The organism is Haliea salexigens DSM 19537 (genome assembly GCF_000423125.1).
GTDB lineage: Bacteria > Pseudomonadota > Gammaproteobacteria > Pseudomonadales > Halieaceae > Haliea > Haliea salexigens.
Genome location: NZ_AUHJ01000013.1, coordinates 53,711 through 77,677, shown reverse-complemented (window position 1 = coordinate 77,677; position 23,967 = coordinate 53,711). Strand labels below are relative to the sequence as shown.

The window sequence follows — 23,967 nt, the reverse complement described above, 5'->3', positions numbered from 1 at the left end:
GAGCGTGATCGAGAAACTCCGCAATGCCAATCCACAGGGCCAGTGAGAGGAGGATCATTAAAGCTGGATTTCCGAAAAGGCGTTTCATAGCGCTCTCCTCACACATTAAAAGCCTCGATCGAGGGTGCCTAACCAAGATTATCCAAAACCCCAAGTACTCTCCGCTGAACAGCAGAGACTAGATCACAATTGGGGTTTGTTGGGACAAGATAGCCGTGTTTGCTTTCTAGCAACGACCATAGTAAGCGCGAAGCAGTGCTTCGGACTTTGCAAGGGCGGACCGCGTCCTACCCGGCTCTAGATGCAAAAAGAACGCTGGAACATTCGCCTACAACACCAGCGGGGGTGGGAGGCGACGACACCCCGCGGGCGCGCAGGCACCCGCAGGGCGAGAAGGGCTTAGCTGAACTCGCGGATCAGGCCGCCAATGCTTTCCTTGGCATCGCCGAACAGCATGCGGGTGTTTTCCTTGTAGAACAGCGGATTCTCGATGCCGGCAAAACCGGACGCCATGGACCGCTTGAGCACGAACACGGTGCGCGCCTTGTCCACGTTGATGACCGGCATGCCGTAGATGGGGCTGGACTCCACTTCACGGGCAGCGGGGTTCACTACGTCGTTGGCACCAATCACGATCGCCACATCCACGGTTTCCATGCGCGGGTTGATCTCGTCCATTTCCAGCAGCTGGTCGTAGGGTACGTCCGCTTCCGCCAGCAGCACGTTCATGTGCCCCGGCATACGGCCCGCGACCGGGTGGATACCGAAATTCACTTCGCAGCCGTTTTCTTCGAGCAGCTCACACAGCTCCTTGACCACGTGCTGGGCCTGGGCAACCGCCATACCGTAGCCGGGTACGATCGCCACACTGGTGGCCGCTTCCAATACGTAGAACGCGTCTTCCACGGAGATGGGTTTGATTTCGCCCTCCACCACGGTCTCGGCGCTGCTGACGCTGCCAAAGCCACTGAACAACACGTTGCTCAGGGAACGGTTCATCGCCTTGCACATGATTTGCGTGAGGATGATACCGGAGGCGCCTACCAGGGAGCCGGCAACAATCAGGATGTTGTTGTTGATGGCGAAACCCGCCGCACAGGCCGCGAGGCCTGAATAGGAGTTCAGCAGCGAGATCACCACCGGCATGTCGGCGCCGCCAATGGGAATCACCGCCATGATGCCGAACAATAGCGACAGGGCGATGATGGCGTAGAGCCACATGCTGTTAGCGGGCTCCAGGCAGAACATAACCGCGCTGGCGAGGATGGCCAGCACCAGCAAGCTGTTGACGACCTGCTGACCGCTGAAGGTAACTGCGCCACTGCCGATCTTCTCGCTCAGTTTGCCGTAGGCCACCAGCGAGCCGGTGAAGGTGAGGCCACCGATCAGGATGGACAGCACGATGGTCACCAGTATAAAGGTGTTGCTGTCGCCGGCACCCAGCGCCGCGGCGCCGACCAACAGGCTGGCCATACCGCCAAAGCCATTGAACAGCGCCACCATTTCCGGCATGGACGTCATTTGCACCAGGCGTGCAGTAGCAGCACCAATCACGCCGCCGATGACCATGCCCACCAGTATCCACTGGAATTCGACAATGCCCTGATCGATGAGGGCCGCGACAATGGCCAGCAGCATGCCCACAGCGGACAGCAGGTTACCCTTGCGCGCCGTTGCGGCGGAGCCGAGCAGCTTGAGGCCGAAAATAAACAGGGCCGCCGCGACAACAAACGCCAATTGAATGGCCAATCCGGTTGCACCCATGGTTATTTACCCCTCTTCTTGAACATTGCCAGCATGCGGTCGGTCACCATGTAACCACCCACCACGTTGATTGTCGCCAGGGCGACAGCGGCTGCACCCAGCCACTGGGCGATATCGTGCTGGCCGGTACCCGCCAGGCTGATGGCGCCCACCACAGTAATGCCGGAAATGGCATTGGCACCGGACATCAGCGGCGTGTGCAGCGTTGCCGGTACCTTGTTGATCAGTTCGAAGCCCAGAAAAATGGACAACATCAAAATAAAGGTCAGGAATACGGCTTCCATATCAGTTGCCCCCCTCCAGGATGTTCTTGATGGTTTCGTTTGTGACTTCACCACCGTGCGTGATGATGCAGCCGGGCAGGATGTCGTGTTCGAAGTCGATCTTGAACGCGTTGCTTTCCTTATCCCAGGCGTCATCAACGAGGTTGAACAGGTTGCTGGCATACATGTGGCTGGCGTCGCGGCACACTTCGTTGGGCAGGTTGCCCTTGCCAATGATGGTCACGCCGTTCACGGTGACCACTTCATTGGGCACCGAGCCTTCCACGTTGCCGCCGGTTTCAGCGGCCATGTCCACAATCACGGAGCCGGGCTTCATGCCTTCCACCATGTCTTTGGTCACGATCACCGGGGGCTTGCGGCCAAACACCTGCGCTGTGGTGATAACCACATCGGACTCGGCAATGGTTTCTTTTTGTGCATCGCGCTGCTTCTGGATCTGTTCCGGCGTCAGTTCGGTAGCGTAGCCACCAGAGGTCTCGCCGGTTTGCCCCAGGTCGATGTCGAGGAAGGTGGCACCCAGCGATTGCACCTGCTCGGCAACGACCGGGCGGGTATCAAAGGCGGTGACTCGCGCGCCCAGGCGCTTGGCGGTAGCAATGGCCTGCAGGCCGGCGACGCCCGCGCCGATGATGAACACCTTGGCGGGCTTGAGTGTGCCGGCCGGCGTCATCATCATCGGGAAGATACGCGGCAGGTGGGTAGCGGCCTGCATCACCATCACATAGCCTGCCAGGTTGGCCTGAGAGCTCAGGGCGTCCATTTTCTGGCTGCGCGTGGTGCGCGGGATCATTTCCATGCTGATCGCGGTCACACCCTGCTGCTGCAGGGTGCGCACCAAGTCGTGCTCGTTGAAGGGATCGAGGTAGCTGATGTGGATACAACCCTTCTTCATCAGGGCGATATCGGCTTTTTCCGGCTTGCGCAGGCGCAGCAGCATATCCGCTTCGCGAAACAGGGCCTCGCGGTCGGCACCGACTGTGGCGCCAGCTTCGACGTATTCTTCGTCAGTAAATCCGGACCCAACGCCCATCCCACTTTCAATGACCAGGTCAGCACCGAGACGGCAGAGTTTCTTGGCCGTCTCCGGTGTGACCGGCACCCGGTTTTCGCCCGGATGCGTCTCCCTCGGAATTGCGATGCGCATAGTTCTTCCTACCCCGTTTTCAAGCGTGTCGGTTGAGATTTCTGTCGTTGTCGTGGCCGGAACAGCAGGGTCTGGCGCTTTATTTTGTAACCTGCGGTAACCCCTGAATCCGGCTCTCCCTGTTTTTCGGCACGGGACTGTAGCACACAGACCCCGGTCAAGGAATTATGCCTAATATTCACATGACAAATAGTTGCGGGATCGGCATTGGCCGACTCAATGCCTGAGTATCCCATGGCCTGCGGCTTCCACCATCCCGCAAATAGGTGAAGGCAGACAAAAAAAAGCCCCCGGGAGGGGGCCGTCGAATCAGCCTGCGCGCAGCTGCAGGAACGGGTTCATCCAGCGGTATTTCCAGCTGGTGAAGCGCAGGGGGGCATCCAGCACCGCCAGGCAAATGCAGTCCTCGGACTGCAGCGCCGTGGGAGCGTGAGTATCGCTGGCCTCGCGGAACAGGAAATCGCCCTCGTGGTAGCTGCCAGCGGCGTCAGAGAACCCCCCCTGCAGCACCAGCGTCATTTCAGAGCCGCGGTGGGTGTGCTCGGGAATCTTGCCACCGGCCTTGATGTGGTACAGCGCAAACTCGTAACCCGGGTCGCCGGTTTTCAGGTAGCTGATGCGCAGCGACGAGGTGATCTTGTTCCAGGACAGCTCAGAAAAGTCACCCTTCATCAGGCGCTGCAGCAGCGCGGGCAAGCGTCCCACAGCCGGGTCCTGCGCGCGCCGGTAGCTGAGCGGCGGCTCCTCGTCCAGCCGCGCGAGCACCGTATTGAGCAGTGCATCACCGACCGGCACCGGCGTGAGGCTATCGAACAATACGGCACCCAGATCCTGCAGGCGGGCGCTCTGCTGCTGGCACTGCGGGCAGTAATTGAGGTGTGCCGAAATACAGGCAGACTGCGCCAGTGGCAGAATGCCCGCCACGTACTCGGTCAGTAGGTCAACTCTGGGATGAAACTTGGCCATGATAATCTGTTGCTTACCTGTCTATCTGAATTTGCAATTTCTGGATCGCCAGCCGCACCCGTGACTTCACGGTTCCCAGCGGGAGATCCAACTCAGCCGCTGCCTCGGCATGCGACTTCCCTTCCATGTACACCTTGGCGAGTATCTGTGCCTGATCCGGAGGCAGCGTACCCATCAACGCGTGAATGGTGTCCCGGCTGCGCCGGCTTTGCAGCATGGCAAACGGCTCGCTCGGCTCCTGGTCCGGCATGAAGTCATCGGCCGCCAATGGCGTGTCGAACTTCTGCAGGCGGCGGAACATGTCCGTCCGGCAATTGCGCGCTATCGTGTACACCCAGGTGCTGGCAGCGGCCTTCTCCGGGTTGAACGCTGACGCTTTCTGCCAGGCCTTGAGCATCACTTCCTGCACCAACTCGTCCGCGTGCGCCGCTGAGAGGCTTGACCCCGACAACGCGAAAGCCTTGATCAACGGTGCGAAGTGCCGAAAGAAACGCGTAAACGCCGCTCTGTCACCGGTCGCAGCGATTTGCGTGAGGCATTCGCTCCACTCGTCGGTACGCCGCCCAGTAGGGCCTTGCCAGCCGTCTGAAGCACTGTCGTTCCTTTTCTCCACCACTGCACCCGCGTTTTTTTTGACTGTGTTCAGGCGAGTATACGCCCCCGCCGGATAAGCGGATCAAATGACCCTATAAATAAGTACTATGATCCAGCGACAGCATGCCGGCGTAATCTGGCCATCAGGTAAACAATCAGGCACATGAGCTTGCAGTCGCCCAGCAGACTGCTGCCACCTTGCCGGGAGGAATCACACCATTGGATATCGCAGTTATCGGTTCGGGCATTTCCGGCTTGTCCTGTGCCCACTATCTAAGCCGCCAGCATCGCGTGACGGTCTTTGAGGCGGGCACACAAATCGGCGGACACACGGCCACTGTCGACGTCAAACTCGGCACCCGCCGCTATGCGGTCGACACGGGCTTTATTGTCTATAACGACTGGACCTACCCCAATTTCATTGCCCTGCTGGATGAGCTGGGAGTGAGCAGCAGGCCCACGGAAATGGGCTTCAGCGTGAACGATATCGAAAGCGGCCTGGAGTACTCCGGCAGCAGCATCAACACCCTGTTCGCCCAACGTCGCAACCTCGCCTCCCCGCGCTTCCTCGGCATGGTGCGCGACATCCTGCGCTTCAACCGCGAGGCGGTAGCCGACCTGGACGGGGGCTTGTTGCAGGCAGGGGAAACGCTCGGGCACTACCTCGAACGCAAGCGCTACGGTACCGCATTCAGCAGCCACTATCTGGTACCCATGGCGTCGGCGATCTGGTCGTCAGACTGTGCCAGTGTCACCGACTTCCCGCTGGAGTTTTTTCTGCGCTTTTTCCGCAACCACGGCCTGCTCTCGGTCAATAATCGGCCTCAGTGGCGCGTGGTAGAAGGTGGGTCGCGCGAATACCTGCGGCCGCTCTGCCAGCGCTTCGAAGACCGTATACACACGGCCAGCACGGTGACCCACATCAATCGTGACCCACGCGGCGTTGACCTGTCCCTGCGCGACGGCCGCAGCTTCCGTTTTGACCAGGTCGTGATTGCCACACACTCCGACCAGGCCTTGAATATGCTGGCGGATGCCTCGCAGGATGAGCGCGCGATTCTCGGCGCATTGCCCTACCAGAACAATGAGGTGGTGCTGCATACTGATGTGCGTCTGCTGCCCCGGAACCGCAAAACCTGGTCGAGCTGGAACTACCGCCTCGGGGTGGACTCCGGCCGCGCGGTGGTCACCTACAACATGAACATCCTGCAGGGCCTGAATGCACCGGAAACTTTCTGCGTGACCCTCAACGACACGGCCTCCATCAACCCCAACCGCGTACTGGGCACTTTCAACTACGCTCACCCGGTGTTCTCCCTCGAGGGCATCAAGGCCCAGCAGCGCTGGCAGGATATCAATGGCTCGCGCAACACCTGGTACTGTGGCGCCTACTGGCACAACGGCTTCCACGAAGACGGCGTGGTGAGCGCGCTGCGCGTGGCGGACGGCATCAACCAGGCGGTCAAGGCCGCCGCGTGAAGTCCCGGCTATACCAAGGCACGCTGCGCCACCGGCGTTTCTCGCCGCGCGCGCACGCCTTCAGTTACCGCGTATTCATGCCCTGGATATGCCTGGACGAGTTGCCGCAGCTGTTTGCCGGGCGCTGGCTGTGGTCCAGCACACGCTGGGCGCCGGCCCGCTTCCTGCGCAGTGACTTTCTGGGTGATCCCGCGCTGCCGCTTGCAGAAGAGGTGCGCCGCCGCATTCGTGAAGAAACCGGCGCCGAGCACAGCGGGCCCATTTACCTGCTCGCCAACCTGCGCTACTTCGGTTACCAGATCAACCCGATCGCCTGCTACTACTGTTTCAATGAGGATGAGAGCCGGCTTGAATACCTGGTAGCAGAGGTCACCAACACGCCGTGGGACGAGCGCCACAGCTACGTGCTTCAGGGCCCGGACGCGGGAAGCTGGCTGGAGCAGGAATTTGACAAGGCGCTGCATGTGTCGCCCTTCAACCCCATGGACATGCGCTATGTATGGCGCAGCAACATCCCCGGGGAGCGCCTGGCCATCCACCTGGCCACGGAGACGGCAGAAGGCCGCATTTTCGATGCCAGCCTGAGTTTGCGTGCCCGCCCCATGAATGGCCGCAACCTGAACCGCATTCTTTGGAGCTATCCAGTGATGACACTCAAGGTGGCCCTGGGTATTTACTGGCAGGCCCTGCGCCTGTTTATCAAAGGGGTGCCCGTGCACGACCACCCCGGTTCGAGAACGTCTGGAGCGTAATATGAACGACATGAGTGTCAGCCAGGTGCGGCTGCAAACCAAGGCCGGCAAGCGCTGGTCCAACCATCAGCTGGCGCGCAAGCTGCTGCTGCGCGTACTCGGCAACTTCACGGTTGGCAGCCTCACCCTGCACGATGGCGGCGAGACATTCCGCGTTGGCAATTCTCAGCATGACGGGGAACCGCACGCGGAAGTGACGGTGCACAACCCCGCTGTGTACGGCAAGCTGCTGTCCGGCGGCACCATCGGCTCGGGCGAGGCCTACATCGAGGGTGACTGGTCCACGCCCGACCTGACCACCGTGACGCGCCTGTTCAGCGCCAACATGCTGACCATGGAGGCCATGGAGGGCGGCCAGTCCTGGCTGGTACGTCTGGGCCTGAAGCTGGCCCACGGCATGAACCGCAACACCCATTCCGGTTCGCGCCGCAACATTGCCGCCCACTACGATCTGGGCAACGACTTCTTCCGCCTGTTCCTTGACCCGACCATGATGTATTCGGCGGCCATCTTTCCCGATGCGGATTCCTCGCTGGAGACCGCATCGCTGGCCAAACTCGATGAGATTTGCCGGCAGCTGGAGCTTGAGCCCGACGATCACCTGCTGGAAATCGGTACTGGCTGGGGCGGCATGGCCATTCACGCCGCACAGCGCTACGGCTGCCGGGTCACTACCACCACCATCTCCGCGGAACAGTACACGGCCACCTGTGAGCGCGTTGCCGAGCTTGGCCTGGGCGACCGGGTTACCGTCCTCTGTGAGGACTACCGCACCCTTACAGGGCAGTTCGACAAGCTGGTTTCCATCGAGATGATTGAAGCGGTGGGGCACCAGTTCTACGGCACGTATTTCGCGCGCTGCAGCGAACTGTTGAAGCCACACGGCAAAATGGTGATCCAGGCCATTACCATCAGCGACCAGCGTTATCAGCAGGCGCGCGACACCGTAGACTTCATCAAGCGCTTCATTTTCCCGGGGGGCTGCCTGCCGTCGCTGGCGGTGATTGCCCAGCACCTGGCGCGCGACACCGATATGCAGATGGTACACCTGCGCGATATCACGCTGGACTACGCGCGCACCCTCGCCGCCTGGCGCGAGCGCTTCATGGCGCAACTCGACACCGTGCGCCGCCAGGGCTTCGATGACCAGTTTATCCGCATGTGGGAGTTTTATCTTTGTTACTGCGAAGGGGGATTCCGGGAGCGCATTATCGGCACCGTGCAGCTCGCCTTTGCCAAGCCCGGCTACCGACCACCCGCAGTCGGGTAATCCCGATACTCCCACCAGGGCGGCAGCAGCTGACGCCAACCCGGATCGGCGTAGCGGGTGTCCACCAGCAGTGCCTTGCCGCGGTCGGTGCTGGTGCGCACCACGCGGCCCAGGGCCTGGCTGATCTTCTGCACCGCAGGGTACTGGTAGGCGTAGGCGAAGCCACTGCCATAGCGACTGCCGTATAACTGGCGCAGCTGCTCGTTACCCGGGCTCAGCTGCGGCAGGCCGACACCCACCACCACCACGCTGTGCAGTTCATCGCCCGGCAAGTCGATGCCTTCGCCGAAGGCGCCACCCAGCACACAGAAAGCCGCCACATCCCGTGCCTGCTGCAGCAGCGGCAGCAGCTCTGCGCCGCCCTGCCCGGCGCGGCCCTGCACCCAGCGCTGGCGCCCGTCCGGCCAACCCTGCATCAGCATGAGCTGCATGCAAGCCTCCAGGTAGCGATACGACGGAAAATAGAGCAGGCAGTTACCCGGCTCGCTGAGCAGCCATTGACGCAACAGCGCAGCCAGCACCGGCAAGCTCGCCTCGCGCTGCTGCAGACGGGTATCCACATGCGTAGCAATTTGCACCTGCAACTGGTCGCGGCTGAACGGCGAGGGCGTGCACCAGGCAACTGCCCCCGCCTGCAGCCCCAGGGTATCCAGCGCCCACCGTTGCGGGCTCAGAGTGGCGGAAAACGCCACCAGAGCGTGCATCGCCTGATGGCGCAGGGCCAGCAGTCGTGAGGGTTCCAGGCAATGCACCCGCAACAGCAGGCCCTGGGGGCCGGTGCCACGCTCCAGCTCCAGACGAAATTCACTGCCCCAGCACTCCAGCAGGCGCTGCCACTGCAGCGCCAGGAAGTAGACATCGCGCAGAGCGGGCCGCGACTGCAGCACAAAGGCATCCAGCGCCTGCTCGGCGTTGACGGCTTCAACGCACTCGGCCAGCGCCCTGGCCAGTGGCTCGGGCACCGCATCCAGCCAGTGTCCATCGGGCGTTGACCAGTCAAACTTCAACAGGGCCAGTAGCTGGCGGTTGAGCCGCTCCAGCACACGCCGTGTGGCCGCAGGGGCCTCACGACGGGCGAACATCACCAGCGCCTTCGGCAATTCGGCGCCGTACATGCCCCGGGCGCGATCGGGCAGGCCGTGGGCCTCGTCCAACAAAACGGTCCAGCGCCCGCCGCTAGCCGTCAGGTGCTCTGCCAGGTTCGCGGTGGGGCTGAAGATGTGGTGTACGTCCGCCACAATCACGTCTACCCAGGGCACCAGGTCCAGGCTCAACTGATAGGGGCACACCGCGTGCCGCCCGGCAATATCCGCCAGCCCTTCGCGGTCCAGCAGGGGCGCTGCAAGCGCTTCATCCAACGCCGCCGGCAGGCGATCATAGTAGCCGCGGGCATAGGGGCAATCATCTGCGTGACAGGCCTTGCCCGGCGCCAGGCAGGCCTGCTCTTTGGCCGTGAGACTGAGTGCGTTGCCGCCATAGCCTTTCTCCACAAACCGCGTCATGGCCTGCTCCGCCGCGCGTCGCCCGCTGACGCGTGTGGTGGCAAATACCACCCTGTCATGACGCCCGGTACCCAGCGCCTTCAATGCGGGGTAGAGCACCGCGGCAGTCTTGCCAATGCCGGTAGGGGCTTCCAGCAACAGCTGGCCCGCCTGATGAATGCACTTGTAGACCCGCTCGGATAGCTCACGCTGTCCGGCCCTGAACTGTGCATGAGGAAAGGGGAGCGTCGAGAGGCTGACATCGCGCCGCTGCAAACGGCGCTGCACCTGTGCCAGCCACTCGCTATAGCGCCGCAGCGTGGCGTGCAGGAACGCATCCAGTTCCGCGCGGCTGTAGTCCTGGCGCAGCGGGTATTCCTCGTCGGTATCGAGCTGCAACCAGGTCAGTTGCACGGCCAGCGCCGGCAAGTTTTCGCTGGCCGCTATCAGCGCTGCATAGAGCCGTCCCTGGGCCAGGTGCAGCTGCGTCACCGAGGCCGGAATACGTGCCGGATCAACGCGGCAGGTCTTGATTTCCTCCACCAGGGCCTGGCTGTGGTCGTAGCCGTCTGCGCGGCCTGTGACCCGCAGCGCCGGCAGCCCGGCATCCCCTTCCCAGACACACTGCACGGGGAATTCGGCGCGGTAGCTTGCCGGGCGCCGGCGATAGATTCGCTGGTGCCCTTCAATACCCTGCTGACCGGTGGGAGACGGCGTGAAACGATGATCGATATCGCCGCTGCGGTGGCAGAACAGCGCCAGCTCACGCACGCTCACCCGCTGCTCAGTCATCGGCCCAGGCCACCCGCGCCACCCTTGCCGGTATTCCCTGCTCGCCGAAAAACTGCAACCAGCGGCGCTGACTGTGCTGCAGCTGGTCACCAGGGCCCTTGACCTCAATCAGGCTGTAGTCGCCGGGCCGTTCACCCAGGGCGATCAGGTCGGGGAAGCCGCGCCGGTTTTCACCCGGGTCAAACAACATGCGCTCCCACACGGCCAGCAAGTGGTCGGCGGGCACGCAGGCCAGCACGCGGGCAAGCAGGTCTGTCGTCAACAGCGACCAGCTGACCCAACGACACTGGTAACCGGAAAAGCGCGCCAGGGCAGCCTGCAGCTCTGCCTCGAGATCCCCGGCTGCCAGTTCCTGCAGGCGGGTACCGAGCGCGGTTTCCCGGCGGGCGCGAAACGCCGTTTGATACATATCGGCAGGCACCGCCTGGAAGGGGTTGTGAAAAGCGCCGGGCACCGGTGCAAAAATCTGTTCCCAGAAGGCCAGGCCAAACAGACTGTTGAACAGGCTGTTCTCGACGTAGTGCACCGACACCCATTCCTCTGCGAGGTGCTCGGCCACAGCGACCTCCACCCGCGCCTCCGTTCGTGGCAGCTGCAGGTCCACCATCGGCACTGTCCGGCGTCGCCGCGGCGCCGCTGCAACACCGAGCTTGCGCTGCAAGCGCGGCAGAATGCGCTGCGCCGCATCGCGCTCCTCCTCGCACCAGGGACTGGCCAACAGCTCTGTGCAGGCGGCCTGGGCGGCCTGCCACTGTTCGCGCTGCTCCAGCACGCGCACATAGCGTTCGCGCGCCGGGTGCAGCTGGCTGCGCTGATAGAGCTGTGCTGCCAACGCCCACTCGCCGCGCCGCTCCAGATTGCGGCCCAAGCGGTTGCACAGCATCCAGTAGCGGCGTTCGCTGGGCGCATGCCGGGGCGGGGCACGCAGCAACTGTTCCGCCAGCAGGTTGAAACCGTCAGCGTCTCCTGCGTCCTCCAGCAGCCAATGCAAATCCGCCAGCTCGCCCAGCTGCTGGTACTCATCCACCGCTTCGCGACAGGAAAAACGACGCTGCTGCCGGGTGAGCGAGTAAGGGTAGTAGCGGGCGATACCCAGATCACTGAGCACAAAGTCAGTGAGGCTCTGCCGTCGGTTGCCGAAAAACAACAGCTGGAACAGGGCCACCGACTCCACCCCCAACGGTGCCACAAGGCGGTCATCAGCTGCCGTGCACAGCGCGTCCAGCAGTGCGCACACGGGCAAATTGAGGGCCTCTACTTCTGCGATCCACTGCGCCTTGCTGCGCTGTGCGAGCGCAGACAGGCACTCCTGGAAAGCGCGCCGCCACTCGGGGAGGGTAAACAGGCGGCCCAGATCCTGCACGTCCAGTGACGCGTCGCTCGCCTCCTCGGGCGCGAGCAGCAGATCCAGCACCTGCAGCTCAGCCAGCAATGGTTCGATTGCGCCGATTTCAGGGTAGGAGAGCTTCGCCACGCGAAACCAGGGGCCGACACGGGAAACCAGCCGCACGTAAAGGCACTGCGCCGGCTCGGAGGCATTGCGCCACTGTGCCAGCCACGCACGCTCCGCCGGACTCAGCAGGTCGTCATAGAGCGCTTCAACGGTGTCACACAGGCGCTGGAAGTTGTCCCGGTAATAGCGCGGTGCGAGCACCGGGGGTTCAGGCGCGGACATCGGCGGCTAGGCCTCGCGGGGCGCTTTCGGCCCGCCCGTCTGCTGCAACAGAACCCCGGGGATAATCAACGCCAGGCCAACCAGCGTGGCCGGGTGAATCGCCTCGTCCAGCACAGTGGCAATAAACACCAGCGAGAACAGCGGCGAAAGAAAAATCAGATTGCCGATACGCGCCACCGAACTGGTGAGGCGCAGCGCACTGGACCAGAGCGCAAAGGTGATGCCCATCTCGAACAGGCCGACATACAACGCGGCCAGCAGGCCGCTTGTGCCACCGGTGGAGAGCGTTGAAAACAGGCTGCACACCAGCCATGCCGCAGGTGTAGCCAGAAGAAAATTCAGGCACAGGCTGACCAGCGGATCGCCCTGGTTGCGCGTATTGAGAATCCAGTACAGTGCCCACACCAGCGTACTCCCCAACGCCAGGCCCACGCCGGGCAAACTGCTGAACTGCATGGCAAAGGGCTGCCCCTGCGTCGCGATAATCACCACACCGCTGTAACCCAGCGCCACCGCGAGCAGGTCGCGGCGTCCCAGCCGCTGCCCCAGCAGCGGCACCGCCAGTAACGCCAGCGTGATGGCCCAGGTGTAGTTGATGGTCTGGGCCTGCTGCGCAGGCAGCAGCGCGTAGGCGTGCAGCAGAACCAGATAGTAGAGCAGCGGATTGATTGCCGCCAACAGCAGAAAATAGCCGGGGCGCTGACGCAGGGAGCTCCACAGCTGGCGCTGCCGGCCCTGCCAGCAGACGATTGCCAGCAGCGCGAGCGCGGACGCGGAAACCGACCAGGCAACCAGCTGGAATACGTCCAGATCGCGCAGCGCAAGCTTGAAGGCCGTGGCCGCAGTAGACCACAAAAGCACCGCGCTCAAACCCAGATACAAGGCCTTGCGATCATTCGTTACCACAGTGCCGCCATTGTTCGTCTCCCTCTCCCGACATCGCCCATGCTGTACCCGGGCTGTAGTTTAAGGCATTCTTCAGCCCTGAAGATGCCGATTCAGTCCCCGCCGCAACAACGCGAGAACCTCTCTTGAGTGACCAGACGCCTCACTACCGTCCGCTGACCACCGGCCTTGCGCTGACCCCGGTGGTATTCCTGACCGTGCTGCTGGCCGCTTCGGTCTACCTGTTCGGCTCGGACTCGTCCTACGGCGCCAACCAGATTGCGCTGCTGCTGGCCGCCTGCGTCGCAGCCCTGGTAGGCAAGCGCATCGGGCTCACCTGGCACGCCACCCAGGAAGGCATTATCCACGGCATTTCCGTGGGCCTGGGGCCCACGCTGATCCTGCTGTCGGTGGGTATGCTGATCGGCACCTGGATACTCTCTGGCACCGTGCCCGCCATGATCTACTATGGCGTCGAGATACTCAATCCATCGGTATTCTATGCCGCCAGCGCCGCTATCTGTGCCATTGTGGCGGTGAGCATCGGCAGCTCCTGGACCGTTGCCGGCACCCTCGGCATCGGGCTCATGGGTATCGCCGGCAGCTTCGGTCTGTCACCGGCCATCACCGCCGGCGCCATTGTGTCCGGCGCCTACTTCGGCGACAAGCTCTCCCCCATGTCGGACACCACCAACCTCGCTGCCGCCGCCACCGGCGTCGACCTGTTCGACCATATCCGCCACATGCTCTGGACCACGGTGCCCGGATTTACCCTGGCGTTGCTGGGCTTTCTGCTGATCGGGGGCGGCGAGGCCGCAACCCCCGAGGAAATCGCGGCCCTGCAAACAAGCCTGTCACAGGAATTCGCTATCGGCTGGCATCTGCTGTTGCCGTTGATCCTCATGCTGGGGCTAATCTACAAGCGCTTCCCCGCGTTTCCTTCCATTGTCATCAGCGCGCTGGTGGGCGCCGTGTTCGCGGTGCTGTTCCAGCCCCAGGCCGTGCGCGAGCTGGCCGGCAACAGCGCTGAACTCAACCAGGCCGCGCTGCTGCTGCAAGGTGTGTGGATCAGCCTGTTCGACGGCTATGTCGCCAACAGCGGCAACAGTTTTCTCGACGACCTGCTGAGCAAGGGCGGCATGAGCAGCATGCTCAACACGGTGTGGCTGATTATCTGTGCACTGGCCTTTGGCGGCGCACTGGAGCGCACCGGCATCCTCGACCACTTGTTGCGCAAGATCCTGCAGCGTGTGCACAGCGCGGCGGGGCTGGTGGGGGCGACGGTCGGCACCTGTGTCGCCACCAACGTGCTGGCTGCCGACCAGTTCATTTCCGTTGCCCTGCCGGGGCGCATGTTTCGCGATGAGTACGCACGTCGCGGTCTGTCGCGGCTGAACCTGTCGCGCACCCTGGAAGATTCCGCCACACTCACCTCGGCCCTCATCCCCTGGAATACCTGCGGCGCTTACATGTCGGCCACACTCGGCGTGGCCACCCTGAGTTATGCGCCCTTTGCCTTTTTCAACCTGCTGTGCCCGTTGCTGGCCATCGGGTACGCCTTCTTCCACTTCGCCCAGAAGCCACTGGAGGCCGACGCCTCCCTCGCGGCGGGCCAAAGCGCGTGAGCATGGCGGAGCTGGTGTGGGATCATCCGCAGCCCTTCACCCTGGCAACACAGGTGGCGCCTGCGGATATCGACGGCCTGCAACACACCAATAACACGGTGTACGTGAAGTGGTGCGAGCAGGTGGCCTGGGCCCACTCCGTGCATCTGGGGCTGGACCTGGACAGCTATCGCCGGCTGGACCGCGCCATGGCCATCACCCACAGTGAATACGACTACCTGCAGGCCTCGCGCGAAGGTGATGAGCTGATTGCCGGTACCTGGATCGTCAGTTGGGATCGACGCCTGACCATGGAACGCCGCTTCCAGATCCAGCGCCCGGCGGATGGCGCCACCCTGTTGCGCGGCATGATGCGCTTTGCCTGTATCGAGATCAGCAGCGGACGGCCCCGACGCATGCCGGCAGAATTCATCGACGGCTACGGCCCGGCAGTGCTCACGGCGCCCTCAGCATCGCTCCCAGGAAAAGGCCAGTAGACGCCGTATATCGGTTTCCCCGCTGGCCAGGAGCAGCAACCGATCCAACCCCAGTGCAACACCGCTCACCGCGGGTAAGCCCGCCGCCAGCGCCGCCAGTAAAGCCTCATCCAGCGGCCGTTCGGGCTGGCTGGCCGCTGCGCGCTGTCGATTGTCCGCCTCGAAGCGGGCGCGTTGCTCCACCGCATCGTCCAGCTCGTGGTAACCATTGGCCACCTCCACACCGTCGATATACAGCTCGAACCGCTCGCCCACCACCTGACCATCGCGCTGCGCCAACCGGGCGAGGGCGGCCTGACTGGCCGGGTAGTCATAGACAAAGCACAGGCCCTGCCCCGCCAGCCAAGGCTCAACACCGTGCGTCAGCAACAGGTCCAGCCACAGGTCGCGCCCGCCGGCCAGGGTGCCCGGGTCGGTCAGCTGGCGCGCTGTGCGCTGCAGCGCAGCGACATCGGCGGTAAACGGGTCAAGCTGCAGGCAGCGCTGGAACAGCTCCCGGTAGGTGAACGCCTGCCAGGGCCGCTCACCCAGGCAGCTGCACACCAGTGCCGCCACCTCCGCCATAAGCGCGTGATGATCCATGCCCGGGCGATACCACTCCAGCAAGGTGAACTCGGGGTTGTGGCGGCGCCCGGCTTCACCGTCGCGAAACGCCTTGCAGATCTGGTAGATGGGGCCACTGCCTGCCGCCAGCAGGCGCTTCATGGCGTATTCGGGCGAGGTTTGCAGAAACCGCGGGGCGTCGGTCAGCGATTGCCCGTGCTCCACCAGCAGCGGCTCAATGGCGGGGTCGGTAATGCCGCGGGAGCAAAGAAGGGGCGTCTCGACTTCGAGCACGCCGCGAGCGGCAAAGAAAGCGCGAATCTGCGCCAGCAGCTGCGCGCGCTGGCGCAGTTGCGCAAGCGCTGCACCGGGCCGCCAGTCACTCATCCGCTGCGCCGGGGACGTAGCCTACTTGCTGACCCGGTTCTGATACTCACCGGTGCGGGTATCCACCCGAATCACTTCGCCCGTGGTGACAAACAGCGGCACCTTGACCACAGCCCCGGTGCTCAGCTTGGCCGGTTTGCTGCCGCCTTGCGCCGTATCACCCTTGAGGCCCGGATCGGTTTCCACAATCTCCAACTCGACGAAGTTGGCCGGTGCCACTGACAGCGGCGTACCGTTGTAGAGTGTGACCTCGCAGCCGTCCTGCTCCTTCAGCCAGAGGTAGGCATCACCCACTGCCTTGGCATCAGCCTGGTGCTGCTCGAAGGTGTCGGGCTCCATGAAGTACCAGAACTCACCATCGGTGTAGAGGTATTCCATGGTCCGGTCCATGACGTCAGCGCCTTCCAGACTTTCGCCCGACTTGAACGTGCGCTCCCAGACCCGGCCTGTTTTCAGGTTACGCATGCGCACCCGGTTGAAGGCCTGGCCTTTGCCGGGTTTCACAAACTCGTTTTCGAGAATGCTGCAGGGGTCGCCATCCAGCATGACCTTGAGGCCTGGCCGGAATTCATTGGTGGAAAAGTTCGCCATAACAGGTATCACACTACTGAAAAATTTGCCGGCAATGATACCGTACCCTGCAGCTCCCGGCGATATTGCAGTGGCGATTACCTGCCCGGATGGGCTACTCTTGGTGGCGCTTGCTAACGAACAGGGTAGGGTGTGATGGGAGGCCATGACCGTGACTGACAAGGCACCCGTAAAACTGCGGATTCCGCGCCAGGATCTGACCACATTCAGCCATTTCCCGCTGACCGGGGCCGATGCCGCCGAATGGGCCTCCGGGCTCCCGGTGACCAGCGCGCGCGAAGTTGCCCAGACGCTCGTCATCATCCTCGGGGAACTGAACCGGGTTGTGCTGCCGGCCGCCGAGCGCTACGCCGTGCTCGAAGCAATTCGGCCCAATATGAACGTAGCCGTCGCCAGCCTCTCGCGCAAGGTCATCAACCAGCCCCTGGTCATGCCGGACGAGCCGCGCCAGCTGGCGGAACTCTCGGATCAGCTGCTGGGGATCGCCAGCACGGCCTACACGTTGGTTGCCGTGCACGCACTGCGCGACCGCGACACCCTGGTCGGCGTGAACCCGGCGAGGCTGATGTGCGAGGCACTGCAGCGTGCCATTGACCTCACGGCGGGAAAGATTTTCCAGCATTTCCTGCTCTACCAGCCCGGTGAGAACCGCGCCTGGCAGACGCTGCACCAACTGTATCACCTGGCGGAGCGGCAGCACCTCACACGTCTGCGCGTCGATGATGGCCACGAGGGCATCACCACCGTGCAGGCCACCTGGTTGCGCCCGCTGCTGCTCTCCTGCTGCAAGCCCAACCAGGTGCGCCAGGGCGACCTGATCGCCATGTTCCGCTGCCTGCTCGAATGGGGCGGGGAAGCGGAAACCAGCGAGGACGAAGAGGCCCTGTTCGCCGTCGATATTGACGCCGACCAGCCGCCCACCTACGCCAAAAGCCCGCGTTTTGCCGACCAACCCGCCGGCATGCGCCTGCTGGATACCAGTGCGCTGGTAGTGCACTTGCGCGCGATCGCGGCAGAGTCGGAAGAAAACGGGCGCCGCGATGTGGTGTTCGACAAGGACGTCCGGCTGCACCACCATATTCTGCTGCACATGATTGAGGCCCTGTCCTCGGTCAGCATGCGCAACTTCCACCGCACGCCGGTGCAGCAGAAGCTGCACGTGACACTCGGACTCAGCAACGCCCACTACTTCTCCGCCGGCAGGCAGAACTTCGCCGAGGTACTGCATGGCAAGGGCTACCAGCCACCGCCCGGCGAGCGCGTTGCCGGCAACCCATTCCTGGTTGCACAGAAACGTCGCGATCCGTGGGTGGAGGCCGCGCCGGACGATATTTTCAGTGGCGAGGAACAGGCTCAGCCGGACGCACCCGAAGCGGGCGGCGACATTGCCGTGGACCCCGGCACCCGCGCGCGATTGCTGAGAGAAGACGACAACGCACCCATGGCGGATGCCGAGCGTTTTCGCGAGTACAGCATCAAATCCATCAACGCCAGCCCTGGCGGCTACTGCCTGGCCTGGGAGGAAAGCCCGCCTGGCATCATACGCAGTGGTGACCTGATCTGCGTGCGCGAGGATGACCACCCCAACTGGGTTCTGGCGACCATTCGCTGGGTGAGCCAGCTGGAAGGCAAGAGCACGCTGGTCGGAGTGGAGCTGTTGAGCCCGGCGGCGGAGCCCTGGGGCGCACGAATACACGCCGAGAGCGGATTGTCCGAGCCCATTCGCGTGTTGCTGCTGCCGGAAATCAAGCTGGTAGCCCAACCCCCCACATTGATTACACCGCGCAGTGGTTTCCGCGAAGGCCAGGGGCTGACGCTGCTGCACCACGGAGCCACACGCAACGTGCGCCTGCAGCGCCTGGTGGCTGCCACGGGTGCCTACAGCCAGTTCGAATTCCGGGAGGCGGCGGCAGGCCAGGCCGAGGAAGTGAAAGAAGCGCGCGGCTTGCCAGCCTCGCCTTTCCACTCAATCTGGTCGGATATCTGACACCGCGGCGGGCTGGTAACGGTCGGAAATGCCCAACAGATAGAGGATCGCATCCAGGCCCAGGGTGGATATGGACTGCTCCGCTGACTGCTGCACCAGCGGCTTGGCGCGAAAAGCAATGCCCAGCCCCGCGATACTCAGCATGGGCAGGTCGTTGGCGCCGTCACCCACAGCGATGACCTGCTGCAGGTCGATGCCCTCTCGCATCGCCAGCTGGCGTAGCAATGCGGCCTTGCGCTCACCATCAACGATCACACCGCTGACGTTACCGGTGACCACACCCTGCGCAATATCCAGTTCATTGGCGTGCACGTAGTCGATGCCGAGCTGCTGCTGCAACCAGTGGGCAAAGTAGGTAAAGCCACCCGAGAGTATCGCCGTCTTGTAGCCCAGCGCGCGCAGGGTAGCGATGAGATGACGCGCCCCTTCGGTAATGCGCAGGTTCGCGGCAACCTCTTCAAGCGCAGATTCGGGCAGGCCCTTGAGCAGGGCGACCCGTTCGCGAAAGCTGGCTGCGAAATCCAGCTCGCCTCGCATTGCGCGCTCGGTAATTGCACTGACCTGCTCGCCAACACCCGCCAGGCGTGCCAGTTCGTCGATCACCTCGGCCTCAATCAAGGTGGAGTCCATGTCAAAGGCAACGAGGCGCCGGTTGCGGCGGTACATGTTGTCTTCCTGGAAGGCGAGGTCCACCTCCAGCGCGCTGGCCACTTCCAGCAACTCACGCCGGAACGCGGCCACATCGGGCACGCTGCCGCGTAGTGAAAACTCTACGCAGGCCTTGCTCAACGGCGGGAGTTCACCCAGCGGAATACGCCCGGACAACCGTGAAATACCATCGATACCCAAGCCGTGGCGCGAAAAAACCGCACTCACACGCGCCAACTGGTCAGCCGTGATTTTCCGTGCCAGCAGTGTGGTGATATAGCGGGCACGGCCCTGTGCCGCCACCCAGTCACCGTAGCTGTCCGCCGCAACCTGCTCCCAGCGCAGCTGCAGTTGCTGGCTGGCCGCGAACGCCTGCAACGCGCTCTCGATATCCTTGCGCGCCGCGCCCGTGGGAATTTCCAGCAGCAGCCCCATGGAGAGCGTGGCGTGAATGACCGCCTGCCCGATATCCAGCACATTCACCGCGTACTCGGCGAGCAACCCGGAGACCCCGGCGGTAATGCCCGGCTTATCCGCACCGGAGAGGGTAATCAGGACGATATCGTTCACGAGTTGGCGGGTCCGGCTGGCTGCAGAGCGCAGTATTCTAACCCTGCACCGTGTGCGGCGAAACCGCTGCGCGCAGCAACCGCAGGCTTGGTTTATACTCGCCACTTTACCGACAGGGAAGCCACAGCGCGTGAGCAATCGATTCCGCGACGCAAGCCTCAGCCATCAATTGGCACTGATCGCCGGGCTGGGTTGCCTGCTCATCAGCCTGGCGCTGGTTGCCCTGGCGGCCACCTCCAGCCGCCACATGCAGAAAGTACAGCAGGCGGAATTCGGCGATGCGCTGGCGCAGCAAATTTCCCGACGGATCGGCGTTGCGTTGGAAACCGGCGACCTGCTCAATGTGGCCGCCTCGCTGCATCGGTTTGTCGAGTCCTCCTCCGCCGGCAAGGTTGCCATTTTTGATGTGGAAGGGCGGGCACTCGGTGAGGCCGGGGAGATCGACGGCGAATTCCTCGCGGACTATCGAGCGCCCGTCCTGATCGGCCCCGATGTGGCCGGAGAAGTGGTCATCACGCTGAGCACGGCGGTGGCGGAAACCGCCCGTATACGCTTTCTGCTGAGCCTGTTCGGGCTCTCCATTGTGCTCAGTCTCATTGTCTATGCGTTCACCCGCAAGGCGGCGCTGGCCTTGCTTGCCAGTCGCCTGCAACGGCAGGCACGGAGTATTGCACTGGAGGAAAACAGCAAAACAGCACTGCCCGCCAACGAACTGCTGCAATTGCAGCACCACATCAACGCCCTGCCCATGGACCTGCTGCGAGCACGCACCGGCACGGGGTCAAACCCCGCCAACTATCGCGACACCGCCGTGCTCTACCTGCACCTGATCAGCCTGGCTGACTACATCGATACGCTGGACGAGGCGTCCCTGCACCGCTACACCGACCGCCTGCACCAGATTGTCTATGCCGCCGCGGGTTTTTATGGCGGCCACTTGCAGGTCGTGCGGCAATTCGGTTTGGCGGTTTTTTTCAGCGGCAGCAGCAACGGCGGCAGCGCGACCTTCAGGGCGGCCTGCTGCGCGTGGCTGGTGCGCAACGTCAGCAAGGCCGTGGAGAAGAAAATGAGCCTGTCGCTGGGGATGGCCATGGCGGTCGGCCAGAGCGAACTGGGGCGAGGTGATGAGACCGACATTTACCCGGGGCTGTATATCCAGTCTACCCTCGACGAGCTGCAGACCCTGTGCGCCAGCAAGCCACCGCAGGTCATGCTCTCACCTGGCGCGTGTGAGGACATCGACGTCAGCAGCCGGCTGGAGCAACGCCCCAGCGAACTCAGCGACTATGCCATTCTGGAAGAATTTCTGAACCCTTACGACGACCTGCTTGAGCGGCAGCTGCGGCTGACGCTCAAGCGCCTGGGCAACCCACTCTAACCCGGCTCGCCCCTCACCAGAGGCTGCGCCCACCGTCGATAGTGTGATCCGCACCCGTGATGTAGCTGGCGTCGTCCGATGCCAGAAACAGCACCAGCGTGGATATCTCGTCCAGGCTCGCGGGACGCTGCAGCGGAATCGCCTGCATCTGCTCCGGTGTGCCACCCGAAAACATCCCCGTATCCGCCACGGCGCCTGGCAGCACCGCATTGACCCGAATGCCGGCTGGCCCCAGGTCATGGGCGGCGGCCTGGGTGAGGCCCCGTATCGCGGCCTTGGAGGCACCGTAAATGGCTAGCGTGGGAATGCCGCGGATGCCGGCCAGGGATGACAGGTTGACGATGGCACCGCCCGTGCCCTGCGCCTTCATCACCACTGCCACCTTGCTGATCCCCAACCAGCTGCCGAAAACATTCACGTCGAGAAGCCTGCGCACCCGCTCTGGCTCCACCTCGTCCACCGGGCAGGAGAAATACAGGGCAGCATTATTCACCAGCACATCAATGCGGCCAAACTGCTCAGTCGCTGCGGCGACTACGGCATCCCAGTCGGCCTCGCTGGACACATCCTGGTGCACAAAGGATGCCTGTGGGCCTAATTCGGCAGCCAGTGCCGCACCGGCGTCATCCTGCACGTCGGTAAGCAGAACGTTGGCGCCTTCAGCCACAAAACGGCGTACGTGATTGGCGCCCATCCCCTGGGCGGCGCCGGTGATGATGACGGTCTTGCCGCTAAATCGTTGCATTGGCTGTGCTCTCCGGAAGCTGATATCTCAGAATAGCGGGACGAGGGGCCGCTGTGACCCCCCGTTCAGGTGATGGCGAACGAAAAATGGCGGGGGCAGACTGCGCGCACCCGCCGCCCGCGGGAGATTACGCGGCGACGCTGGGCGCCAGCATTTCGCCGGGCCGGGCCGGCGTGCTCTGTTGTCCGTCGAACGTGACTTCACCGTTGACCATGGTCATGCGCATCGGCGCCGCATCGCGGCTCCAGCGCCAGGTGAAGCCGCCTTTGCCGTCAGGCACGTCGTATACCCGCTTCATTTCGCGTTCCTGCACCTCATCGAGGTTGAAAACCGTGAGGTCGGCGCGCTTGCCAGCCTGCAGTACACCGCGATCATGGAAACCGAAGTGGTTGGCGAGCTTGCCGGTCTGGATGTAGACCGCTTCTTCCACCGTCAGGTCACCCGAACGCACGAAATCGGTGAACAGCTTGACGTTCTCACCCCCACCGCAGAGCATCTGACCGTGTGCACCGGCGTCGCTGATATTGCCGACTGAGTAGGGGTCGCGCATCAGGCTCAACACCATGTCGCGATCGCACTCGAACGGGGGCATGGTAACGGTGGATTGGAGGCCATTGGCCAGCAGCCATTCCGCCATCGCGTCAGAGGGGTGCGGGGCGCCAATCTGCTCCTGGTATTCACCCAGGGTGAGGTGCGTGGGACCCACCCCATTGTCCGAGTTCATGAGCAACAGGTGCGCAGCGCGACCTTCCGGGAAGGGCGAAAACTCGAACGCCTTGGTGTCCCAGGATTCGCGGGCTCGCGCGCGCCAGTCGGGGTCACGCAGCACAGCTTCCTTGGCGGCATCGCCCTCGGCGGTGACCACCTCGTGCCACACGTAGTCGTTGGACTGTGCGAAGATCAGGGAGCTCTGCACGCTCATGGTTGATGTCACCGCGATGTGGGCATAGCCCGTCCAGAAGTCGCGCCCCTCACGCTTGAACTGCTCATGCAGCTCCACCAGCGGCGCCTGGATACCCATCATGTCGCGCTGGAAGACCAGCGTGGGCAAACCCGCCCACTGCACGCGCAGCGGCATGCCTTCGGAGAGCTTGGCGATGCGGCGCATGGTGTCCGGCGCGGTCATGTTGCGGAAGGTATCGACGATCACCTGCAAGGTGCTTCCGGGGTGCCGGCTGATCACCGCCATCAATGACTGCAATTCGTGGTCGTCCGCCTTCAGTGAGGGCACGGGGCGGTCCTGGCCGTCATGGTCGAAAAGGTTGGTGGACATGCCCAGTGCGCCGGCCGCCAACGCCTCATCCAGCAACGCACACATCTGCTCCACTTCGGCCGGCGTTGCCGCACGGTCCCAGGCCTCGAGACCCATTACAGCAAGACGCAGGGCGATGTGACCGCAGAATGCCGCGTAGTTGGCTGGCAGCTTCACGTTGCGCACCATGGAATCGCGATACTCGGGCCAGCTGCGCCAGTCCCAGGGCAGTGATTTGAGAAACGGCTGTTCAGGGATGTCTTCAAAGAAAGAGAAGATACCGACAACCTCGCGCCGGGCGGCCTCGTCATCGGACACCGGAGCGACGGAAAAACCACAGTTACCCATAATCAGCGATGTGACACCGTAGCCGGGGAGGGGGTCGAGTTCTTCGTCCCACCACATGGCGCCGTCAAAGTGAGTGTGGCTTTCAATAAATCCGGGGGAAACAATGCAACCGGTGGCGTCCACAACCGTCTCATCGGCGGCGGGCGTCAGGCCCGGTGCCACTTCTGCGATTACCCCGTCGTGCACGCGTACGTCCGCTGCGAACCCCGCAGCCCCCGTGCCGTCTACCACAGTACCATTGCGAATCAGTGTCTTGCTCATTGTTGTCACCGCCTCTTTACTTTATTTATCGAATCAGGAGGGTCGCGGACGCTGAGCTGTCGAGGCAAAG

The 23,967-nt window shown here is 63.0% G+C and carries 20 protein-coding genes; 7 read left to right on the top strand and 13 right to left on the bottom strand.

All coding sequences use genetic code 11. From position 1 onward, the window contains the following. Positions 1 to 399: 399 nt before the first annotated feature. The 5 genes from G533_RS0114705 to G533_RS0114685 all read right to left on the bottom strand — a co-directional run bounded on the left by G533_RS0114705 (position 400) and on the right by G533_RS0114685 (position 4,771). On the bottom strand, positions 400 to 1,764 hold the full coding sequence (locus G533_RS0114705) for an NAD(P)(+) transhydrogenase (Re/Si-specific) subunit beta (protein ID WP_027950614.1): 1,365 nt from the start codon (positions 1,762 to 1,764) through the stop codon (positions 400 to 402). A 2-nt stretch (positions 1,765 to 1,766) separates the two neighbouring features. After that, the gene (locus tag G533_RS0114700) at positions 1,767 to 2,048 is read right to left on the bottom strand and encodes an NAD(P) transhydrogenase subunit alpha part 2 (RefSeq protein ID WP_027950613.1); all 282 of its coding nucleotides are present in this window, start codon (positions 2,046 to 2,048) and stop codon (positions 1,767 to 1,769) included. 1 nt (position 2,049) lies between these two features. After that, positions 2,050 to 3,192 carry a Re/Si-specific NAD(P)(+) transhydrogenase subunit alpha gene (locus G533_RS0114695; protein WP_027950612.1) on the bottom strand — a complete coding sequence of 381 codons (1,143 nt, stop codon included), beginning with the start codon at positions 3,190 to 3,192 and terminating at the stop codon, positions 2,050 to 2,052. A gap of 309 nt (positions 3,193 to 3,501) precedes the next feature. Continuing rightward, positions 3,502 to 4,158 (bottom strand): ChrR family anti-sigma-E factor, encoded by a 657-nt coding sequence (locus G533_RS0114690; RefSeq protein ID WP_027950611.1) that lies wholly within the window; start codon positions 4,156 to 4,158, stop codon positions 3,502 to 3,504. A 13-nt stretch (positions 4,159 to 4,171) separates the two neighbouring features. Continuing rightward, positions 4,172 to 4,771 (bottom strand): sigma-70 family RNA polymerase sigma factor, encoded by a 600-nt coding sequence (locus tag G533_RS0114685; RefSeq protein WP_240472452.1) that lies wholly within the window; start codon positions 4,769 to 4,771, stop codon positions 4,172 to 4,174. A gap of 200 nt (positions 4,772 to 4,971) precedes the next feature. Between G533_RS0114685 and G533_RS0114680 the strand changes: the two genes are divergently transcribed. Genes G533_RS0114680 through G533_RS0114670 form a run of 3 tightly spaced genes read left to right on the top strand, consistent with a single transcriptional unit; the run spans position 4,972 to position 8,253 of the window. Continuing rightward, positions 4,972 to 6,231: an NAD(P)/FAD-dependent oxidoreductase gene (locus G533_RS0114680; protein ID WP_027950609.1), complete on the top strand. Its 1,260-nt coding sequence runs from the start codon at positions 4,972 to 4,974 to the stop codon at positions 6,229 to 6,231. Next, the gene (locus G533_RS0114675) at positions 6,228 to 6,983 is read left to right on the top strand and encodes a DUF1365 domain-containing protein (RefSeq protein WP_027950608.1); all 756 of its coding nucleotides are present in this window, start codon (positions 6,228 to 6,230) and stop codon (positions 6,981 to 6,983) included. Before G533_RS0114680 ends, G533_RS0114675 begins: the two co-directional genes overlap by 4 nt. Position 6,984: 1 nt before the next feature. Next, positions 6,985 to 8,253 carry a class I SAM-dependent methyltransferase gene (locus tag G533_RS0114670; RefSeq protein WP_027950607.1) on the top strand — a complete coding sequence of 423 codons (1,269 nt, stop codon included), beginning with the start codon at positions 6,985 to 6,987 and terminating at the stop codon, positions 8,251 to 8,253. On the opposite strand, the gene G533_RS0114665 is transcribed toward G533_RS0114670, so the two are convergent. From G533_RS0114665 to G533_RS0114655, 3 genes are read right to left on the bottom strand one after another with little or no spacing between them, the layout of a single operon-like run. Next, entirely contained in the window at positions 8,229 to 10,526 is a 2,298-nt protein-coding gene (locus G533_RS0114665; RefSeq protein ID WP_027950606.1) for an ATP-dependent DNA helicase, read from the bottom strand. The genes G533_RS0114670 and G533_RS0114665 overlap by 25 nt on opposite strands. Continuing rightward, positions 10,519 to 12,201 carry a VRR-NUC domain-containing protein gene (locus G533_RS0114660; protein ID WP_027950605.1) on the bottom strand — a complete coding sequence of 561 codons (1,683 nt, stop codon included), beginning with the start codon at positions 12,199 to 12,201 and terminating at the stop codon, positions 10,519 to 10,521. Before G533_RS0114660 ends, G533_RS0114665 begins: the two co-directional genes overlap by 8 nt. Positions 12,202 to 12,207: 6 nt before the next feature. Next, positions 12,208 to 13,107: a DMT family transporter gene (locus G533_RS0114655; protein ID WP_027950604.1), complete on the bottom strand. Its 900-nt coding sequence runs from the start codon at positions 13,105 to 13,107 to the stop codon at positions 12,208 to 12,210. Between the two features lie 125 nt (positions 13,108 to 13,232). Here G533_RS0114655 and nhaC point away from each other — a divergent pair, with 125 nt between their 5' ends. Beyond that, a complete protein-coding gene (nhaC, locus tag G533_RS0114650; RefSeq protein WP_051230410.1) occupies positions 13,233 to 14,711 on the top strand; it encodes a Na+/H+ antiporter NhaC in 1,479 nt (492 codons plus the stop codon). 2 nt (positions 14,712 to 14,713) lie between these two features. After that, the gene (locus G533_RS0114645; RefSeq protein WP_144079898.1) at positions 14,714 to 15,187 is read left to right on the top strand and encodes an acyl-CoA thioesterase; all 474 of its coding nucleotides are present in this window, start codon (positions 14,714 to 14,716) and stop codon (positions 15,185 to 15,187) included. On the opposite strand, the gene epmA is transcribed toward G533_RS0114645, so the two are convergent. Both epmA and efp read right to left on the bottom strand, forming a co-directional pair. After that, a complete protein-coding gene (gene epmA / locus G533_RS0114640) occupies positions 15,158 to 16,117 on the bottom strand; it encodes an EF-P lysine aminoacylase EpmA (RefSeq protein WP_027950601.1) in 960 nt (319 codons plus the stop codon). The genes G533_RS0114645 and epmA overlap by 30 nt on opposite strands. Before the next feature lie 21 nt (positions 16,118 to 16,138). Beyond that, entirely contained in the window at positions 16,139 to 16,708 is a 570-nt protein-coding gene (gene efp / locus G533_RS0114635; protein ID WP_027950600.1) for an elongation factor P, read from the bottom strand. 151 nt (positions 16,709 to 16,859) lie between these two features. On the opposite strand from efp, the gene G533_RS22195 reads away from it, so the two are divergent. Then, the gene (locus G533_RS22195) at positions 16,860 to 18,695 is read left to right on the top strand and encodes a cyclic-di-GMP receptor FimW-related protein (protein ID WP_144079897.1); all 1,836 of its coding nucleotides are present in this window, start codon (positions 16,860 to 16,862) and stop codon (positions 18,693 to 18,695) included. On the opposite strand, the gene serB is transcribed toward G533_RS22195, so the two are convergent. Further along, complete coding sequence (gene serB / locus G533_RS22190; protein WP_035528359.1) at positions 18,675 to 19,913, bottom strand: phosphoserine phosphatase SerB; 1,239 nt, start codon at positions 19,911 to 19,913, stop codon at positions 18,675 to 18,677. The two genes, G533_RS22195 and serB, sit on opposite strands and share 21 nt — an antisense overlap. A 130-nt stretch (positions 19,914 to 20,043) precedes the next feature. Between serB and G533_RS0114620 the strand changes: the two genes are divergently transcribed. Beyond that, positions 20,044 to 21,291 (top strand): hypothetical protein, encoded by a 1,248-nt coding sequence (locus tag G533_RS0114620; RefSeq protein WP_027950599.1) that lies wholly within the window; start codon positions 20,044 to 20,046, stop codon positions 21,289 to 21,291. A 13-nt stretch (positions 21,292 to 21,304) separates the two neighbouring features. Here the strand turns inward: G533_RS0114620 and G533_RS0114615 are convergent, their stop codons facing one another. Together G533_RS0114615 and G533_RS0114610 are read right to left on the bottom strand one after the other, a co-directional pair. Next, a complete protein-coding gene (locus G533_RS0114615) occupies positions 21,305 to 22,036 on the bottom strand; it encodes an SDR family NAD(P)-dependent oxidoreductase (RefSeq protein ID WP_027950598.1) in 732 nt (243 codons plus the stop codon). 127 nt (positions 22,037 to 22,163) lie between these two features. After that, on the bottom strand, positions 22,164 to 23,897 hold the full coding sequence (locus G533_RS0114610) for an N-acyl-D-amino-acid deacylase family protein (protein WP_027950597.1): 1,734 nt from the start codon (positions 23,895 to 23,897) through the stop codon (positions 22,164 to 22,166). Between the last annotated feature and the right edge of the window lie 70 nt (positions 23,898 to 23,967).

Excerpts from the sequence above, each read along its gene's own strand:
- G533_RS0114705 (WP_027950614.1), bottom strand. The coding sequence starts at position 1,764 with ATGGGTGCAACCGGATTGGCCATTCAATTGGCGTTTGTTGTCGCGGCG.
- G533_RS0114700 (WP_027950613.1), bottom strand. The coding sequence starts at position 2,048 with ATGGAAGCCGTATTCCTGACCTTTATTTTGATGTTGTCCATTTTTCTG.
- G533_RS0114695 (WP_027950612.1), bottom strand. The coding sequence starts at position 3,192 with ATGCGCATCGCAATTCCGAGGGAGACGCATCCGGGCGAAAACCGGGTG.
- G533_RS0114690 (WP_027950611.1), bottom strand. The coding sequence starts at position 4,158 with ATGGCCAAGTTTCATCCCAGAGTTGACCTACTGACCGAGTACGTGGCG.
- G533_RS0114670 (WP_027950607.1), top strand. The coding sequence starts at position 6,985 with ATGAACGACATGAGTGTCAGCCAGGTGCGGCTGCAAACCAAGGCCGGC.
- G533_RS0114665 (WP_027950606.1), bottom strand. The coding sequence starts at position 10,526 with ATGACTGAGCAGCGGGTGAGCGTGCGTGAGCTGGCGCTGTTCTGCCAC.
- G533_RS0114660 (WP_027950605.1), bottom strand. The coding sequence starts at position 12,201 with ATGTCCGCGCCTGAACCCCCGGTGCTCGCACCGCGCTATTACCGGGAC.
- G533_RS0114645 (WP_144079898.1), top strand. The coding sequence starts at position 14,714 with ATGGCGGAGCTGGTGTGGGATCATCCGCAGCCCTTCACCCTGGCAACA.
- epmA (WP_027950601.1), bottom strand. The coding sequence starts at position 16,117 with ATGAGTGACTGGCGGCCCGGTGCAGCGCTTGCGCAACTGCGCCAGCGC.
- efp (WP_027950600.1), bottom strand. The coding sequence starts at position 16,708 with ATGGCGAACTTTTCCACCAATGAATTCCGGCCAGGCCTCAAGGTCATG.
- G533_RS0114615 (WP_027950598.1), bottom strand. The coding sequence starts at position 22,036 with ATGCAACGATTTAGCGGCAAGACCGTCATCATCACCGGCGCCGCCCAG.
- G533_RS0114610 (WP_027950597.1), bottom strand. The coding sequence starts at position 23,897 with ATGAGCAAGACACTGATTCGCAATGGTACTGTGGTAGACGGCACGGGG.